Origin of the sequence: Roseibium sp. (assembly GCF_965229775.1) — a bacterium.
In the GTDB taxonomy this organism is placed as follows: Bacteria; Pseudomonadota; Alphaproteobacteria; order Rhizobiales; family Stappiaceae; genus Roseibium.
In genome coordinates, this window is record NZ_OZ245929.1 from 2941449 (window position 1) to 2957900 (window position 16452).

Sequence of the window (16452 nt, forward strand, 5' to 3'; positions counted from 1 at the left end):
ACCGGCCGGGTGCCGGCGAAAGAGTGATTCATGGATGAGCCAGGCGACCTGATTGTCGTTGCAGATCATGACGAAGCCGTCAGGCGTGGCTTCGAACGCCTTTTCGGCGACCATCACAAGGTGGCCTGCTTTGCCGAATCCGAGGAAGCCCTGCGGTTTCTCAAGCAGAATCCGGCCACCTGCGTGGTTTTTTCCTGTTTCCACCTGCCGGGTCGGGGCGGGACGGCGTTTCTGCGCGCATCGGAAATGATCGTGCCACAGGCCGCGCGTGTCATGCTGACACGCGAGACGTCCGCCGAGGCCATCAAGAAGGCGCTCAACGAGGCACATGCCTTCATCTACCTGGAAAAGCCCTGTCCGCAGGAAGAGCTTGCCAGCGCGCTTGAAACCGCTTTGGCCCATCACAGGCAGCAGGCGAAGGACCGGCTGCTCCTGGAACGCACCCTTGCCGGGTCGGTCAAGCTGCTCATCGATATGCTGGCGCTGTTCCACCCCGAGGCGTTCCGGCGCACCGGGATCGTGCGCAAACAGGCGCTCAAGATCGCGCAGGAAGTCGGCATCCGCAAAACCTGGGAACTGGAGATGGCGGTCATGCTGTCACCGCTGGGGGAAGCCCTTCTGCCGAAACAGATCCTGGCCCGTTACCGCGCCGCGCGCGGCCTGACGGAGCAGGAGCGCGACGTGCTGGACCGCTCGCCCGTGCAGACACGTGACCTGTTGCAGAACATTCCGCATCTGGAAAAGGTATCGGAGTTTCTCTACCTGTCCGCGCGCGGCTTCGACGGGTCGGGCTTTCCGAAAGACGGTCCGACGGGCGAGGACATTCCGATGATCTCGCGCATCCTGAAGCTGCTGACGGACCTGTGGTATGCCAGTCCGGAAGGCGGGCCGGATGCCGCTGCCTTCGAAGCGCTGGCGATCAAGCGGACCAAATATGACCAGAAGCTTCTGGATATCGCCAGAAAGGTGCTCCTGGAAGACGGGCTGGAGGACCGCAGCGGGCAGATTTCGGAGTGCAACATCCACTCGCTCAGGCCCGGCGACATTCTGGTCGATGATGTGCTTACGGAGACCAGCCACGAACTTGTCCTGTCCCGCGATCACACCCTGACGCCGACGACCATCCGCCGCCTGGAACACTTCCACCACACCACGGGCGTGCGCCAGCCGATCCGGGTCGAACGGCATGCGGTGCCGAAGGAGGCACTGGACGCGACGGGGTAGGGCCGGGCACGGTCCGGAGACAGAGGACGCGCGGGCCGCCTGCGCAAGTCTACTCGCCCTGCTTCTCCAGCAGGTCCGCTTCATACGCTTTCGCGACACGCAGAAACCGCGCGTGGGCGTAGTTCACGGACAGGATAAATCCCCACCAGCCGTATTTGCGGTACTTGCGCACGAAATACGCCTTGAAGAAACTGACCGGAAACTCGGTCAGCAGGCGGCTCCGGGGCAGTTTGCGCCCGCGTGCGCGCATGTCTTCCACCTGCATGCCCGAATAGCGGTTGTACTTGCCGACCTGGAAATCGAGCGAGCGGATGGACCGATGCGCCATGATCCCGGCAAGGTCGTCGATCGTTGCACCGTCTTCTGGGCGCACCGTATCGTGAACGGTTGATGCGGAAAAACGCCCCTTCCTGCGGTCGTAAAGGCGGATCTGGTGATAGCCGTAGGCCCAGGGCGCGGGGGCCTCCTCGTGGGCATACATGTCCCGGATCATGATCCGCCAGCCGTCGGCCGTCCCATAGCTGCCGTCGGCGAATTTCGACTTGATTTCGTCTGCGAGCTCGGGCGTGACTTCCTCGTCCGCGTCGAGGTTGAGCAGCCAGTCATTGCGGCATTGCTCTTCGCCGTAGCGCTTCTGCGGGCCGTATCCCTTCCAGTCATGGTGCACCACCCGCGCACCAAGCTTCTCGGCAACGGCCACCGTGTCGTCCGTCGAGCCGCTGTCGACGACGATCACTTCGTCCACCCAGTCGACGACGCTCCGGATCGGCCGGCTGATCCGGTCGGCTTCGTTCTTGGAAATGATGAACGCGGACAGGGGCAGGCGGTCGGTCATTCAGGGTCCGGCAAGGTGTCGACAGGGACCGGAGGGTGTCCGGTGCGCCTTTTTAGCCGCACCGGGTCATGATTTGAAGCAGGGATTTCAGGATTTCACCCTGACAAAGCACGCATCCAGTCCGCCAAGCGAGATCATGCCGCCATCGGCGGTTCCGGTGAAACCGGGCGCTTCGAGGTTTTCAAGGGCAAGTCCGTCCAGCGTGATGGTCGCCGGTTCGGCTGACAGATTGAAGGCGCACAGGATGGTCTCGTCCTTGAAGCTCCGGGTGAAGACCAGCGTGTCATCCGGACTTTCCAGGAAGACCATGTCGCCCTTCCTGAGCGGCATCCTGTTTTGCCGCCAGGCAAAAAAGGCGCGGTTCCGGTTCAGGATCGAGCCTGCGTCTTTGTCCTGCTCGTCGGCGGCCAGCTGCAGGTGCTCGCTGGCGACCGGCAACCAGGGGTCGGCCTCGGAAAACCCGCCATTGGCGTTGTTGTTCACCCATGGCATCGGCGTGCGGCAGCCATCGCGGCCCTTGTATTCCGGCCAGAAGCGGATGCCGTAGGGGTCTTGCAGCTTTTCAAACGGCACCTCGACTTGAGGCAGGCCAAGCTCTTCGCCCTGATAGAGACAGGGCGTGCCGCGCAGGCTTGCGCAGAGCGCCGCTCCCAGGGGTGCGAACCTGGCAAGGTCCTTGCCGTCGCCCCAGCGGCTGGCGACCCTCTGGACATCGTGATTGGACAGCGCCCAACTGGCCCAGCCCGAGCCGATCCCGGCATTCATTTCCTCGACGATCCGCCGGATATAGGCCGCAGAGTGCTGCGGCGTCAGCAGATCGAAACTGTAGGCCATGTGAATGCGCTTGTTTTCTTCCGTGTAGGACGCCGTCAGTTCCACGGCCTGACCGTCCGCACCGATTTCGCCGACGGACGTTGCGCCCGGATACCTGTCGAGCAGTGCCCGGAACCGTTCGAGAAAGGCGAGGTTTTCGGGCCGAGTCTTGTCGTAGATGTGGTTCTGAAACCCGTACGGGTTGGTCGGGTCCACGGTGGATGGTGTTTCGTCTGAGCTGAGCGGCGGGTTGTCCCGCAATTCCGCGTCGTGAAAATAGAAGTTCACAGTGTCCAGGCGGAAGCCGTCTACGCCGCGATCGAGCCAGAACCGGGCCACATCCAGAACCGCGTCCTGAACATCCCTGTTGTGAAAATTGAGATCCGGCTGGCTGGTCAGAAAATTGTGCATGTAGAACTGGCAGCGGCGGCTGTCCCATTCCCAGGCCGGCCCGCCGAACAGCGAAAGCCAGTTGTTGGGCGGTGTCCCGTCGGGCTTGCTGTCGGCCCAGACATACCAGTCCGCCTTGGCGTTGTCCTTTGAAGACCGGCTTTCCTTGAACCACGCGTGCTGATCGGACGTGTGCGAGATGACGAGATCGATCATGACCTTCAGCCCGCGTTCGTGTGCGGCGCGGGTCATGCGGTCGAAATCGGCGAGCGACCCGAACATCGGATCGACATCTTCATAGTCGGAGACGTCGTACCCGAAATCGTCCATGGGAGAAGTGAAGAACGGCGACAGCCAGATAGCATCGACCCCGAGCGAGGCGATGTAATCCATGCGTTCGGTGACGCCGTTGAGATCGCCGATACCGTCATTGTTGGAATCGTTGAAGGAGCGCGGATAGATCTGGTAGATCACCGCACCCCGCCACCAGTCCCGATCTCCGATCGTTTCTTCGGGCATGACGGCCTCCTGGCCGGTTTCGGCTTCTTCAAACATTGCCGGTCTCCGTTCCGCGTCTTGCGGGATATGAATTCAAAGCGCTTTGAATGGCTATATGCCGCGGATCGCGAGGTCAAGTTACAACGCACGAAAAGTCGTGTTCAGGGAACAAGATTCTGCTCCTCGAACCGCCTGACGCAGTTGAAAAGAAAAAACCGGCCCTGTTGCCAGGACCGGCGAAACGCGACGAAATTGCCTCAAAAGAAGAAGTTGTTTTGAACAACGCCACTGCTAAGCGACCGGCATGACAGTCGTGTGAACAAAATATTAAAATACTGCCGTTTTGACAGGAAGGAGAGCTTGTCTGGCAAGCGAAGAGATTTTTTAGACTTCAAAGCATTGAAATTAATAAAGAAAAATAAAAACAGTGACGTTTAGGTCAATTTCTTGTTGCAATACGTGTTTGAAGCTGGGAGTGTCCGGTGCAGCGAAGTTCCCATATGGTAAGGGAAAGGCTGTCCGCCGCACTCGAAACGGCTGCGGGGCGCTTTTCGGCGACTGGATTCATTTGGAGGAAATCTCATGACGGCGGCAATGGTTGGGTGGGCGCATATGCCCTTCGGCAAGCATGCGGAAGAAACCGTTGAAAGCATGATCGTCAAGGTGGCGGTCGACGCCATTCACGACGCTGGCATCGGACCTGAAGACGTCGACGAAATCCTGCTTGGCCATTTCAATGCAGGCTTTTCGGCCCAGGACTTTACAGCCTCGCTGGTGCTTCAGGCCGATCCGGCCCTGCGCTTCAAGCCGGCGACGCGTGTCGAAAACGCCTGTGCGACAGGTTCGGCAGCCGTTCATCAGGGCGTTCGCGCGATTGCCTCCGGCGATGCGCGCATCGTCCTTGTTGTCGGCGTGGAGCAGATGACGACAACGCCCGGTCCCGAGATCGGCAAGAACCTTCTGAAAGCCTCCTATCTGAAGGAAGAGGGCGACATACCGGCGGGTTTCGCCGGTGTCTTCGGCAAGATCGCCGACGCCTATTTCCAGAAATTCGGCGACCAGTCCGATGCTCTTGCGAAGATTGCCGCGAAAAACCACAAGAACGGCACCGGCAACCCCTATGCCCAGATGCGCAAGGATCTCGGCTTCGAGTTCTGCCGTGCGGAAAGCGAAAAGAACCCGTTCGTGGCCGGTCCGCTGAAACGGACGGACTGCTCGCTCGTCTCCGACGGTGCCGCGGCGCTTGTCCTGACCGATCCGGCGACGGCGCTCGGCATGAAAAAGGCGGTTGCCTTCCGCGGCATGGCGCATGTGCAGGACTTCCTGCCGATGTCGCGCCGGGATATCTTGAAATTCGAGGGCTGCTCCAGGGCCTGGGGCGAAGCGCTGGGCGATGCCAATCTGGCCCTCGACGATCTGTCTTTCGTCGAGACCCATGATTGTTTCACCATTGCCGAACTGCTTGAATACGAAGCCATGGGCCTTACTTCGGAAGGCGAGGGCGCCAGGGCCATTCTGGAAGGCTGGACCGAGATGGACGGCAAGCTCCCGGTCAACCCGTCCGGCGGCCTGAAATCAAAGGGCCATCCGATTGGCGCAACCGGCGTTTCCATGCATGTCCTGACCGCCATGCAACTCACCGGCACGGCCGGCGACATCCAGGTCAAGGACGCGGAAATCGGCGGCATCTTCAACATGGGCGGCGCCGCAGTCGCCAACTTCGTTTCGGTGATGCAGGCCATGCGCTAGGCACCGATAGACCTCCAGCAAAAAGAGCCGGCGGCCCCCGCCGGCTTTTTTGTCTGCGATCGCAGGCGTCCGTCGGTCATGGCCCGACTTGTTCCAGGTTGGGCCAAGACAGTGTTTCCCGGATTGGTCATCAACTCGGTGCCTCTCCGATCCCGGATCTCCGCGTTGCTGCGTCCGGGATGACGAAGGCGCGATTGGAAAACGCAGATGTCACCCCTTTCTCGTCCTGGCATTGGTCCCGCCTCCCTCAGAATGAGCACGTTGGATCTGATGAGGCCCTGGTAAACCCTCTTTGTCGTCATCCCGGCCGAGCGCAGCGCGAGCCGGGACCGGAGAGCCCGGTGCTCGGTCTGATCACGGTGAAAAACGGGAAGCAAGCAATTGTCGGACAACGGCCTTCCGCCTCGCTCAAGCCGGATGGACAGCTCCATGAGCACGAAATCGCCTTGCAAGCCCCGACTTCTTCGCGAACCGGACCAAACCCGACCCGCGCTGCATTGATTGTTGGAAAACTGTGCTGAACATGCCAGCGTGTAGGAGATGGCGAACCGAAACAGGGACACGGGCCTCTGCAAGATATGACCGATCAGTCGGCCGACGATGTGGCACTGCCGGCAAACGGCGAAACCCGGATCAAACGGGATTGGGCGCGATTGATCGGGCTGCTTGTTGTTTGTGTCGGTCTTGTCGCCACGTCATTGTGGGCACTGACGACGGAACCCAGTGGCTACTACGGCCACCGCTTCCATGGTTTGTCGTACTTTTTGTTGCCCGCGTCTTTCTTCTTCTTCTTTTTCGCGCTCTACAGGTGCTTCGTCCCCTGGGGCGCACCCGTGCGGATAAACGCGGAGGGTTTTGCCGATTTTAGGGCCGGAAATGTTTGGATTCCGTGGAGCGAGATCAGCAATGTCGTGCGCAAGGGGGAGTACGTGTCGCTGACCCTGCGCAGGAAATACGCCAGGTCCTACCCGTTCTCGCTCTCCCAGAAGGCACTCAAGGCATCGCGAAAGTCGGCCGGACCAACCCATGTGCTGATCGCGGCCTGGTGCCTGAAAACGGACAGCCACCGTCTCCTGGACACGATCAAGGCCTACAGAAACGGGAATTGAACAGCCGCGTCACGCCGGCCCGGGTCAGAGCCGGGACAGCGTGACGAACCGCCTTTCAACTTCCGCCGCTCTACTGGATTGCCGCCATCGCGCGGCTGAACCCGGTCAGGGGAATCTCGATCGCCTGCCGCTTTCCCGCCATCGGTGCATAGTCCACCTTGAGTTTCATCCCCGCCTTCATGGCATCGATCATGCCGGGTGACGCCGGCGCGGAAAGAAAACACCCCTGCGTGTTGCAGCTGCCGACCGCAAAATCGCCCATGGCTGTGCCATCGACCGACAGCTTGACCTGCCCGGGAATGTGAATTCCGAGCGGCAGCACCATCTGCAGGACCGGGGCCGCCTTGTTTGCCGGGTAGATGATGTCGACCTTGAGGAGCAACCGGCCGTTTTCCTGGGCCCGGACGCTCTGTGAGGATTCGCAAATAAGAGCGTCGGACGTTCGGGATGCTCCAACGCAGCGCGTTTGCCAGAGAACATCCTTGTCTGATTTTTGGGTCGCGTCCTGTGCGGTCGCGGAAACGGAAAAGCCGAGCAGGCAGAAAAGGAATGCAGCCGGAAGGGATTTCTTCAGGGAAGTCATGAGGCCTTCATATGTCTGTGCGTCTGGCGCTCAGGCAATCAAGTCTGCCGGTGACAGGTCCCCCACGACGAGTCGATGCGGCATGATGCGGCTTCGCGGCATTTTTTTCAATGGATACCGTAAATTGCACCCCGGCCGGAACCGGAATCGGTCATTCGCCGCGTCTGGAAAAAACTATTCCTCATCCGCGCTGAGCTTTGAAAACAGGTGCCCGGAACTTCTTAGATCGGCAAATTACATTAGAGCCATCAAACTGGGATTGGAGACCCTGAAGGATGGCCAGCCGCCGCGGTGACATTGTGAAAACACTGAAAAAGCTCGAATACCGGCTCGATGTGTTCCCCGCGTTCGTGAAAGTCGCGGAACGGCGCGTGCTTGTGGTCGGGCATGGCGGCGAAGCAGCGGCAAAGGTGCGTCTGCTCGGCGAGACCAATGCGGCAATCGTCGTCATCGGCAAGGAGATTGAGCCCGACCTCCACGAAGCGATTGAACTGTTCCAGGCAGAGCACATCGCCGAGGACTTCCGGCCGGCGCACCTGACGGGTGCCGCCCTGGTTTTTTCGGCACGCGAGGACTGGGATCTCGACAAGGCCGTTGTCGATGCGGCCCGGATCATGGGTGTGCCCGTCAATGCCGTCGACAAACCCGAGCTCTGTGATTTCTTCACCGGCGCGCTGGTGAACCGGGCGCCGATTGCCGTCGCCATCACCTCGACAGGCGTCGGTCCGGTCCTGTCCAGGCATATCCGGGCGCGCATCGAGGCAATGCTGCCGCGCGCGACCGGTCAACTGGCACGGCTTGCGGAGAGCTTCCGCGATGCGGCGACAAAAGTGATCGCCGACGGCGCCCTGCGCCGGAATTTCTGGGCGCGGTTTTTCTCCGGGTCAGTCGCAACGAACCTTTATGCCGGCAAGCCTGAGGTCGCACGTGCCGAGGCGCAGCGCCTCCTGAACGGCATGGCGGACGAGCCGGGATTTGTGTGGCTGGTCGGCGCCGGTCCCGGTGCCGAAGATCTTCTGACCTTGCGGGCACAGCGGCTTCTTCAGGAAGCGGATGTCATCGTGCACGACGCCCTCGTCCCCGCGAGCGTTGTCGCCATGGGCCGGCGCGACGCGGAACGCATTTCGGTGGGCAAGCGCAAGGGCGCGCACTCCGTGCCGCAATCCGAGATCTGCGAGTTGCTTGCGGAACTGGGCGGCAAGGGTCTGAAAGTCGTGCGCCTCAAGGCGGGAGATCCGATGATCTTCGGCCGGGCAGCAGAGGAAATGGAGGCACTCCGCGCAGGCGGGATCGGATTTGAGATCGTGCCGGGCGTGACTGCAGCCTTCGCCGCCGCGGCCTCGGCCCAGATCCCGCTGACCCTGCGCGGCGTTGCCTCCAACCTCGTCTTTGCGACCGGGCACAACGCCAAGTCCGAGACACTGCCCGACTGGGCCGGGCTTGCCCTCAAGGGCGCGACCGTTGCCGTCTACATGGGCCGGACTGTTGCCGCCGCGGTTGCCGACAAGATGATCGGCGCGGGCCTTCGTCCCGAGACCCCGGTCGCGGTTGTCGAAAATGCGGCACACGCCGACGAACGCCTGTTTGCCGGATCCCTTTCCGAGCTCGCTGTCCTGTCCAACCGGGCGGAAGTCGAGGGCCCGGTCCTCGTTGTCATTGGCGAGGCCGTCGGCCACGCCGCGCTGAACAAGGCTGAACCGCTGGCGCCGCTTGAAGTTGCGCACGCGGCGGTCGCCTGACGAAAGAGAGTAGTCGAAATGAAGGTCATCACCGCCAATCGTCTCTTGAACGGCGACGTTGTCTGGCTCGGGGAAAACGGCAACTGGGTCGAGCGCGTCACGCTGGCCCGCACTTTCGAGGGCAAGGATCAGGCCGCCGAGGGTTTGGCGATCGGGCAGCAGGCCGAAAAGGACCAGGAAGTTGTCGGCGTCTACGAGATGGACGTGACGCTGGAAGACGGCGTGCTTGTTCCCGTCCGCCTGCGTGAGCGCATTCGCGCCGCCGGACCGACCACCCATCCGCACTTCGGCAAACAGGCCCAGGCGGTTTCCGCCTGAACGGAAAAGCGATCAGGGCAGCGCCGGCAGGAAGCATACCGGCAGCGCCCGACAGGAGAGATGACCGATGTACCGCTACGATGAATTTGACGCGAGCTTTGTCAACCAACGCACCGAACAGTTCAAGGACCAGGTCCGCCGCCGTCTGGCAGGCGAACTGTCCGAGGAGGAGTTCAAGCCGCTCCGGCTCATGAACGGGCTCTATCTCCAGCTCCATGCCTACATGCTCCGGGTCGCAATCCCCTATGGAACACTGAACGGCCGTCAGATGCGCAAGCTGGCCCACATTGCCCGGACCTATGACAAGGGCTATGGCCACTTCACGACGCGCCAGAACATTCAGTTCAACTGGCCCAAGCTCGAAGACACGCCGAAGATCCTGGAAGAGCTTGCGGAAGTCGAAATGCACGCCATCCAGACGTCCGGGAACTGCATCCGCAACGTAACGGCAGATCATTTTGCCGGAGCGGCCGCGGACGAGATTGCCGACCCGCGTCCCTATGCCGAGATCCTGCGGCAGTGGTCGTCGCTGCATCCGGAGTTCTCGTTCCTGCCCCGCAAGTTCAAGATCGCGATCACCGGAGCACCGAATGACCGTGCCGCGGTGCAGGTGCATGACATCGGTCTGCAGCTGGCTCGGAACGATGACGGCGAGATCGGTTTCGTCGTCTATGTCGGCGGCGGCCTTGGCCGCACGCCCATGATCGGCCGCAAGGTGCGCGACTTCCTGCCCGAGGAAGACCTGCTGGCCTATTCCGAAGCGATCCTGCGCGTCTACAACCGCTACGGCCGGCGCGACAACAAGTACAAGGCGCGGATCAAGATCCTCGTGCACGAAACGGGCCTTGAGGAACTGAAGGCGGATATCGAGGCGGAATTTGAAAAGATCCGCTTCGGCGTCCTGCGTCTTCCGGACGAGGAAGTCCGTCGCATCGAGACATATTTTGCGCCGCCGCCGCTCGAAGTCGGCCCGGTTGTCTCGGCCGCGGTTGAAGCGCGACGTGAAACCGATGCCGCGTTCGCCCAGTTCCTGAAGCATAACCTGAATCCGCACCGGGTACCGGGCTATACGTCCGTGACGCTGTCCATGAAGCCGATCGGCGGTATCCCGGGAGATGCGTCCGATGCACAGATGGAAGTGATCGCGGACCTTGCCGAACAATACGGTCACGACGAAATCCGTATCAGCCATGAGCAGAACGTCATTCTGCCCCATGTGAAGCTGGAGGATGTGCCCGCAATCTACGACAGGCTTGCGGCCGCAGAGATCGCCGAAGGCAATGCCGGTCTCATCACCGACATCATCGCATGTCCGGGAATGGACTATTGCGCTCTGGCCACCGCACGCTCCATCCCCGTCGCTCAGCGTATTTCGGAGCGTTTCGGCACGGCGGAACGTCAGGCGGAAATCGGCGAGCTGAAGATCAAGATCTCCGGCTGCATCAACGCCTGCGGCCATCACCACGTCGGCCATATCGGCATCCTCGGCCTGGAGAAGAAGGGCGAGGAATTCTACCAGGTGACCCTCGGCGGTTCCGCCAATGAAAATGCGTCCATCGGCGAAATCGTCGGGCGCGGATTTTCATCCGAAGAAGTTGTCGACGCGATCGAAAACCTTGTCGATACCTATCTCGGACTGCGGTCCGGGAACGAGGAAACCTTCCTGGAGGCGTATCGCCGGGTTGGGGAGGCGCCGTTCAAGGAGGCCCTTTATGGCGCTGCATGAGACCTTCTCTCTGGGCGTGGATCCTGAACTGGGACTGCAGGCGGAAGTTGCCGCACTGAATTCCCAGTACGAGGATACCTCGGCGCAGGAGATCCTGATGGGCGCGATCCGGCACCAGTTTGCCGGTGACATCGCCATGGTCTCCAGCTTTGGTGCCGACTCGGCCGTGCTTCTGCACATGGTCGCCCAGATTGATCCGTCGACGCCGGTGCTCTTCATCGACACGGTGAAGCTTTTCCCGGCAACGCTGCTGTATCGCGAAGAGCTGATCGAAAAGCTGGGCCTGACGGACGTGCGTACCTTCAAGCCGACCCGGGAAGACCTCGCGGAAAAGGACCCTGCGGGAATGCTTTGGATGTCCGATACGGACGCCTGCTGCCATATCCGCAAGGTCGTGCCGCTGGAACGGGCCCTTGGCGGCTTCGAGGCCTGGATCTCCGGTCGCAAGCGTCACCAGAGTTCAACGCGGGCAGGTCTGGAACACTTCGAGATCGAAGCCGGGCGGGTGAAGGTCAACCCGCTGGCCGACTGGTCTGCCGCCGAGGTGCTCGACTACGCCCGGACCCATGAATTGCCGCCCCATCCACTCGTCGCGCAGGGCTATCCGTCCATCGGCTGTCTGCCCTGCACGAGCAAGGTGGCCGCAGGCGAAGATCCGCGGGCCGGCCGCTGGCGCGGACAGGACAAGACCGAATGCGGCATTCACTGGCCAACCCATGGCAAGGAAATCGACGGCAGCGGCATCTGACCGCTGCCTTTACTGAAACCGAGGACGCAGAACATGACCACGATTTACAAAGACGGCGAGTTCGTCGAAGAGACCTGGACCAGGGTGGATGCCGAGACCGGCACCGCTGTTGCCGGCGATGCGCAGGTACCGCAGAGCCTGTTTCTGGAAGCGGCGGAAGACTATCTGAGCCGCGACGCCGAAACGGCCGTTCTTGTCGAAGCCGGTGACGACGTGGAACAGATCGCGCCGTATCTCGGCCGGTTGGCCTATGTTGCCGTGGACTTTCCGAGTTTCGCGGATGGGCGCGGGTTTTCGGCAGCGCGTGTCCTGCGTGAGCAGATCGGGTACCAGGGCGACATTCGCGCCGCCGGAAAGTACATCCTCGACCAGGTGCCGCTGGCGCGCCGCTGCGGTGTGTCCTCGTTCGAGATTTCCAAGCCGGAAGTATTGAAAGCGCTGAAAGCAGGCGAATGGCCGGAAGTGACCAAGTATCTTCAGCCTGTAGGTACGGTCGACGAAATACCGGTCGGTACGCGCCCCTGGGCACGCCGCTCCTTCAGAGACGTCGCCGTCGCAGCCGAGTAGGCGCCGGTTTAGGGTCCTGACCCTGGAGCCCGGCGTCGCGGAAACAACGCGTCCCGTTTCCTTCGCCGGCTTTTTCTGGTGGAAGGCCCGGTTGCAGCTCGCTGTGGCCGGGCCTTTTGCGCGTCAGTCCTTGTTGAATTCGTGTCTGATGATGGCGCCGACGATGTTGGAATAATCGTCCGTCCACGGTGCGGTTCCGTCCGAGGCAACGGTTTCCCATCTCTCGTTGTCGAGCAGCGGACCGAGGTCGGCTTCGTCCCGCGCAAACACCATGACGTTCGATGCGAAGACCTGATCAGGCCTCTCCTGGCGGTCTCCCGGCTTGTAGGAGGCGAACCGGATCTCGTATCCGTCCAGCTCCGCAATGGCGGCCAGCACGCTCGCCAGTTCCAGGTATCTGTTGGAGATATGCATTGCCAGCAGGCCGTTTTCCCCGATTTTCGAGAAGAACAGATCGATGGCCTCGCGGGTCATCAGGTGCACCGGGATGGAGTCGGACGAGAATGCATCGATCAGGAGGTAGTCGAACTTGCTGTCCGGTTCCGCCTCCAGCGTGAGCCGGGCATCACCCAGAACCATCTTCGTGTCGGGGCCGCAGTCGGAGATGAACCGGAAATAGGACGGATTTGAAGCGACATCGATCACCGACTTGTCGATCTCGTAGACAGTCCAGGTTTCGCCGGGGGCGCGGTGGCACAGGAAGCTGCCCGTCCCGAGCCCGACAATGCCGACATGACCGAGATCGCCGCCGGCGGATGCGCGTGCGGCGCGAAGCGTTGCCGCCATCTCGCCCGTCTCGTGATAGTAGGCGAGCGGTTCCGGCGAGCCTTCGCCGATTTCCGGATCGAAAGCGCTCATTGCGATGCTGCCGTGCACGGTCGTGCCGTGAACCATGCGGCGGTACGTGCCGTCATCCGTGTCCTTGACCTTCACCACGCCGAAAAACGACCGCTCGGTGTGAACGACGCTCGGGTGAAGTTGAAGCACCAGCACCAGCGGGACGGTCAGGATCAGCAGGACATGCGAGATGGACTGCCACTTCAGCTGAGCCAGTGCGGCAAGCGCCACAAGGGCGATGATCGACACCATGACGACTTCATGGCCTTCGACCTCGGGAATCCAGCCGCGCGTGAGGCCGATCCAGAACAGAAGGGTCAGCGCGGCACCGAAAAGGACGGTCTTCAACACGGAATTGGCCGTGGCACCATTCTTGAGCGGCAGCAGGAAGAGCGCTGTCAGCATCAGCATCGGATATTCTGCGACCCAGTTGAAGACGTTCGGTGCAATCAGGCCTGCGAAGATGCCGCCGAGAACGCCCCCGACCGACATCCACAGATAGAACGCGGTCAGCTGGTTCGCAGGCGGGCGCAGCTGGTAGAGCCGCGCATGGCAGTAGAGCACCGTAATGAAATAGATCAGCAGATTGGCGCCCAGACCGAATGTCAGCGGCAGGATCTTGGGCAGGAAGATCACGGCGGTGGCCAGGATCGCGGCAAACGGCAGGATGTTCGAAAGAAACTCGACGGAAATCAGCGGCTTGGTTTTGAACGCGATGACGAAGGTCAGCAGGAACAGCGACAGCGGCACCACCCACATGAAGGGTGCGGAGGCGATGTCCACCGCGATATGTGCCGTAAGCGCAATCGTCAGGGCCGAGGGAACAGCGGCGAGACCGAGATAGACGAAAATCTGCTTTGCCGAAATCGGCGTTGCCGGGGATGGCTCGTCCCTGTCCTTGTCACCCGGCTGGCCGGCCGCTGCAGCTTGCGGCCGGCGAAGGACCGCGGCAGCACACAACAGGATCGCGATCACGAGGCCGAAATATCCCGCCGTCCACAACAGGGACTGGGTGCCGAGCTTGAGCGCCGGTTCCAGGACTAAGATGTAGAGATAGAGCGAGGCGAAACTGCCGATATTGCTTGCGCCGTAGAGGAAGTACGGATCGGATGCGTGCTTGTGGCCGGTTTGCGTGAACCAGGCCTGCAGCAGGGGTGCATTTGCGGAGACCGCGAAAAACGGCAGGCCGACGGAAACGGCGAACAGGCCCAGCAGCCAGATCTCCTGGTATTCGGCAGGCGGTGTATCCCAGCCGCTGGCAATACCAAGCGGCAGGAACAGGCAGGCGGACAGCAGCACCAGCGTGTGCACGATGATCGCATGTTTGGTCTTGAGGTAACGGGTCAGCAAATGCGCATAGGTGTATCCGAGGAGCAGAACGCTCTGGAAGAAGACCATGGCGACGGACCATACGCCGGGGGACCCGCCAAGCTTCGGCAGGACCAGCTTGGAAAAGAACGGCTGGACCGAAAACAACAGGAAAGCGCTCAGGAAAAGGGTGCCCGCAAAAACCTGCAGAACCGGAATGGCAACGCCGAATTGACCACCTTCGTTCGCCGCGAGCGAAGTTTGCTGCGTCTGTTGCATCGTGTCTTCCCCACAAAGATACTCGGGTGGAGACTACGAAGGCCGAGTTAAGCAACGCATAAAAGACGTGCTTAAGAATAAGGAAACATGCGTGGTTTCAGTCACGTCCGCGTGTGCGGAAAGTCGATTTCGAAGCAGGCACCGCCATCGCGCGGAACCAGTGCGATCGACGCGTTGTGGGCCTTGAGCAGAGCCTGGATGATGCCGAGACCCATTCCCGTGCCGCCGCTGTCCCGGCGCGTCGTGAAGAAGAGGTCGAATATCTGGTCTCGGTTTCCTTCCGAAACGCCGTCTCCATTGTCCGAAATCATCAAAGACAGGCCGTTTGCCGTCCCCTGGGCTGAAAACATGACCCGGTCGGCACCGTGCCGGACGGAATTGTCGATCATGTTTTCAAACACGATCCAGGCGTTTTCCGCGGACATGGGGATCGCGCAGTCGCCATCCGCTTCGATCGTTATCCGCCTGAACCGGCTTCGGATCTCGTCCAGAACCTCCGATAGCCGGCTCGTGCCTCCGATTTCCACGCTGTCCGCACGTGCCAGTTCCCTGAGCCGGTTCAGCAGCCTGGAGGCGCGCTCAGTGTCCGCCAGAATGTTTCGAAGAAATCTTTCCCGTTCGGCGACGTCCAACTCATTCCCGCCGTCCCCTAGCAGTTCCGCCGCCCCCTGGATCGCGGTCAGCGGGGTCTTCAGTTCATGGGTCACGTGGTTGGCGAAGGTGTTGATGTATTCGTTCCGGTCAAACAGTTTTCGCGAGGTTTCCAGCATGCTGGTCGACAGCGCATGGATCTCCCGGTTGCCGTGGATGCGCAGCGGTTTCAGGGCCTCGCGGTCGCCGCGGCCGATTTTCAGAGAGCGGTCCGTGAGCGCCTTGATCGGGCCCGCGATCCCGCGTGCGAAAATGAAACCAACCACGAATGTCGCGCTCAGCACGAATGCCAGAACCAGAACGACGGTTTCCCATTTGAGGAACATTTCCCTGAGGATATTGCTCGGTGTGCGCGAGGCGTAGACGATACCCGCGACGCGGTTGTCGATCAGGATCGGCAGAGCGGCAAACACGCGCACGCTGGTGCCCCGGCTGATGGAATAGATCGGCTGCGGGTTCTGGACAACGCGTTCGCGCAGGACGCTCGAATACCGGCCGGCCATTGCGTTCTTGACCTCCGCAACATGCGCAAGCGAAAGCCCGGTGTCGTCCCGTCCGGCAATGATTGTCCCGTTCTGATCGAGCACCCTGAAACCGGCAAGCGTCAGTTTCTGTGTGTCCCTCAGCACCTGTCCGACAGCCTTGCCCGCCGCCTCATGGGCCGGATGGATCTCATGCTCGGAAGCGCGCGGATCGGGACGGGACGGCAGCACGGCGGTCTTGTTGAGATCGAGAACCGGCAATTGCGGCGTCCAGCCTCCCGCAGGCTGCGTCTCGTATCTACTGCTGACAACCAGGGACAGCGGGTCCGTCGAATAGGGCGAGGGGGGACGGGCGACCGGGCCAAGGGGAAGCGTGTCGCCGCCATGCTGCTTCAGATATTGCGCCGTGATCGCCGCGATTGCGGCAGACTGGGCGATGAGTTCGCCTTCCGTGGTCTGGATCAGCTGATTTTCGTAGACACGGAAAAACACGATCCCCGCGAGAGGGACCAGCAGCATGATCGCGAGCACCATCGCTATGACCAAGCTGATGGAGGGGCGCCAACGGTCGCGGAATGAGCTGGAAATTTTCATCC

The 16452-nt window shown here is 61.2% G+C and carries 13 protein-coding genes; 8 read left to right on the forward strand and 5 right to left on the reverse strand.

The window, feature by feature from the left end; genetic code table 11:
• Window positions 1–30: 30 nt before the first annotated feature.
• The gene (locus ACO07N_RS13350) at window positions 31–1224 is read left to right on the forward strand and encodes an HD domain-containing phosphohydrolase (RefSeq protein ID WP_421981485.1); all 1194 of its coding nucleotides are present in this window, start codon (window positions 31–33) and stop codon (window positions 1222–1224) included.
• Between the two features lie 49 nt (window positions 1225–1273).
• Here the strand turns inward: ACO07N_RS13350 and ACO07N_RS13355 are convergent, their stop codons facing one another.
• Together ACO07N_RS13355 and ACO07N_RS13360 are read right to left on the reverse strand one after the other, a co-directional pair.
• A complete protein-coding gene (locus ACO07N_RS13355; protein WP_421981486.1) occupies window positions 1274–2059 on the reverse strand; it encodes a glycosyltransferase family 2 protein in 786 nt (261 codons plus the stop codon).
• Between the two features lie 87 nt (window positions 2060–2146).
• Window positions 2147–3817 carry an alpha-glucosidase family protein gene (locus ACO07N_RS13360; protein ID WP_421981487.1) on the reverse strand — a complete coding sequence of 557 codons (1671 nt, stop codon included), beginning with the start codon at window positions 3815–3817 and terminating at the stop codon, window positions 2147–2149.
• 525 nt (window positions 3818–4342) lie between these two features.
• Between ACO07N_RS13360 and ACO07N_RS13365 the strand changes: the two genes are divergently transcribed.
• Window positions 4343–5509, forward strand: coding sequence for an acetyl-CoA acetyltransferase (locus tag ACO07N_RS13365; RefSeq protein ID WP_421981488.1), 1167 nt, complete (start codon window positions 4343–4345; stop codon window positions 5507–5509).
• A gap of 578 nt (window positions 5510–6087) precedes the next feature.
• Window positions 6088–6618, forward strand: coding sequence for a hypothetical protein (locus tag ACO07N_RS13370; protein ID WP_421981489.1), 531 nt, complete (start codon window positions 6088–6090; stop codon window positions 6616–6618).
• A gap of 70 nt (window positions 6619–6688) precedes the next feature.
• On the opposite strand, the gene ACO07N_RS13375 is transcribed toward ACO07N_RS13370, so the two are convergent.
• Complete coding sequence (locus ACO07N_RS13375; protein ID WP_421981490.1) at window positions 6689–7201, reverse strand: invasion associated locus B family protein; 513 nt, start codon at window positions 7199–7201, stop codon at window positions 6689–6691.
• 275 nt (window positions 7202–7476) lie between these two features.
• Here ACO07N_RS13375 and cysG point away from each other — a divergent pair, with 275 nt between their 5' ends.
• The 5 genes from cysG to ACO07N_RS13400 all read left to right on the forward strand — a co-directional run bounded on the left by cysG (window position 7477) and on the right by ACO07N_RS13400 (window position 12299).
• Entirely contained in the window at window positions 7477–8940 is a 1464-nt protein-coding gene (gene cysG, locus ACO07N_RS13380; protein ID WP_421981491.1) for a siroheme synthase CysG, read from the forward strand.
• Window positions 8941–8958: 18 nt separating this feature from the next.
• Complete coding sequence (locus ACO07N_RS13385; protein WP_421981492.1) at window positions 8959–9258, forward strand: DUF2849 domain-containing protein; 300 nt, start codon at window positions 8959–8961, stop codon at window positions 9256–9258.
• A gap of 67 nt (window positions 9259–9325) precedes the next feature.
• On the forward strand, window positions 9326–10984 hold the full coding sequence (locus ACO07N_RS13390) for a nitrite/sulfite reductase (RefSeq protein WP_421981493.1): 1659 nt from the start codon (window positions 9326–9328) through the stop codon (window positions 10982–10984).
• Entirely contained in the window at window positions 10971–11732 is a 762-nt protein-coding gene (locus ACO07N_RS13395; RefSeq protein ID WP_421981494.1) for a phosphoadenylyl-sulfate reductase, read from the forward strand. The genes ACO07N_RS13390 and ACO07N_RS13395 overlap by 14 nt, the downstream gene beginning before the upstream one ends.
• A 33-nt stretch (window positions 11733–11765) precedes the next feature.
• On the forward strand, window positions 11766–12299 hold the full coding sequence (locus ACO07N_RS13400) for a DUF934 domain-containing protein (protein ID WP_421981495.1): 534 nt from the start codon (window positions 11766–11768) through the stop codon (window positions 12297–12299).
• A gap of 123 nt (window positions 12300–12422) precedes the next feature.
• Here ACO07N_RS13400 and ACO07N_RS13405 read toward each other — a convergent pair whose 3' ends face one another.
• Complete coding sequence (locus ACO07N_RS13405) at window positions 12423–14723, reverse strand: spermidine synthase (RefSeq protein WP_421981496.1); 2301 nt, start codon at window positions 14721–14723, stop codon at window positions 12423–12425.
• A gap of 101 nt (window positions 14724–14824) precedes the next feature.
• Window positions 14825–16450 carry a sensor histidine kinase gene (locus tag ACO07N_RS13410; RefSeq protein ID WP_421981497.1) on the reverse strand — a complete coding sequence of 542 codons (1626 nt, stop codon included), beginning with the start codon at window positions 16448–16450 and terminating at the stop codon, window positions 14825–14827.
• Window positions 16451–16452: the final 2 nt, after the last annotated feature.

Bases quoted from the DNA above. Each gene is read 5' to 3' on its own strand.
- ACO07N_RS13350 (WP_421981485.1), top strand. From the start codon at position 31: ATGGATGAGCCAGGCGACCTGATTGTCGTTGCAGATCATGACGAAGCC.
- ACO07N_RS13355 (WP_421981486.1), bottom strand. From the start codon at position 2,059: ATGACCGACCGCCTGCCCCTGTCCGCGTTCATCATTTCCAAGAACGAA.
- ACO07N_RS13360 (WP_421981487.1), bottom strand. From the start codon at position 3,817: ATGTTTGAAGAAGCCGAAACCGGCCAGGAGGCCGTCATGCCCGAAGAA.
- ACO07N_RS13365 (WP_421981488.1), top strand. From the start codon at position 4,343: ATGACGGCGGCAATGGTTGGGTGGGCGCATATGCCCTTCGGCAAGCAT.
- ACO07N_RS13370 (WP_421981489.1), top strand. From the start codon at position 6,088: ATGACCGATCAGTCGGCCGACGATGTGGCACTGCCGGCAAACGGCGAA.
- ACO07N_RS13375 (WP_421981490.1), bottom strand. From the start codon at position 7,201: ATGACTTCCCTGAAGAAATCCCTTCCGGCTGCATTCCTTTTCTGCCTG.
- cysG (WP_421981491.1), top strand. From the start codon at position 7,477: ATGGCCAGCCGCCGCGGTGACATTGTGAAAACACTGAAAAAGCTCGAA.
- ACO07N_RS13385 (WP_421981492.1), top strand. From the start codon at position 8,959: ATGAAGGTCATCACCGCCAATCGTCTCTTGAACGGCGACGTTGTCTGG.
- ACO07N_RS13390 (WP_421981493.1), top strand. From the start codon at position 9,326: ATGTACCGCTACGATGAATTTGACGCGAGCTTTGTCAACCAACGCACC.
- ACO07N_RS13395 (WP_421981494.1), top strand. From the start codon at position 10,971: ATGGCGCTGCATGAGACCTTCTCTCTGGGCGTGGATCCTGAACTGGGA.
- ACO07N_RS13400 (WP_421981495.1), top strand. From the start codon at position 11,766: ATGACCACGATTTACAAAGACGGCGAGTTCGTCGAAGAGACCTGGACC.
- ACO07N_RS13405 (WP_421981496.1), bottom strand. From the start codon at position 14,723: ATGCAACAGACGCAGCAAACTTCGCTCGCGGCGAACGAAGGTGGTCAA.
- ACO07N_RS13410 (WP_421981497.1), bottom strand. From the start codon at position 16,450: ATGAAAATTTCCAGCTCATTCCGCGACCGTTGGCGCCCCTCCATCAGC.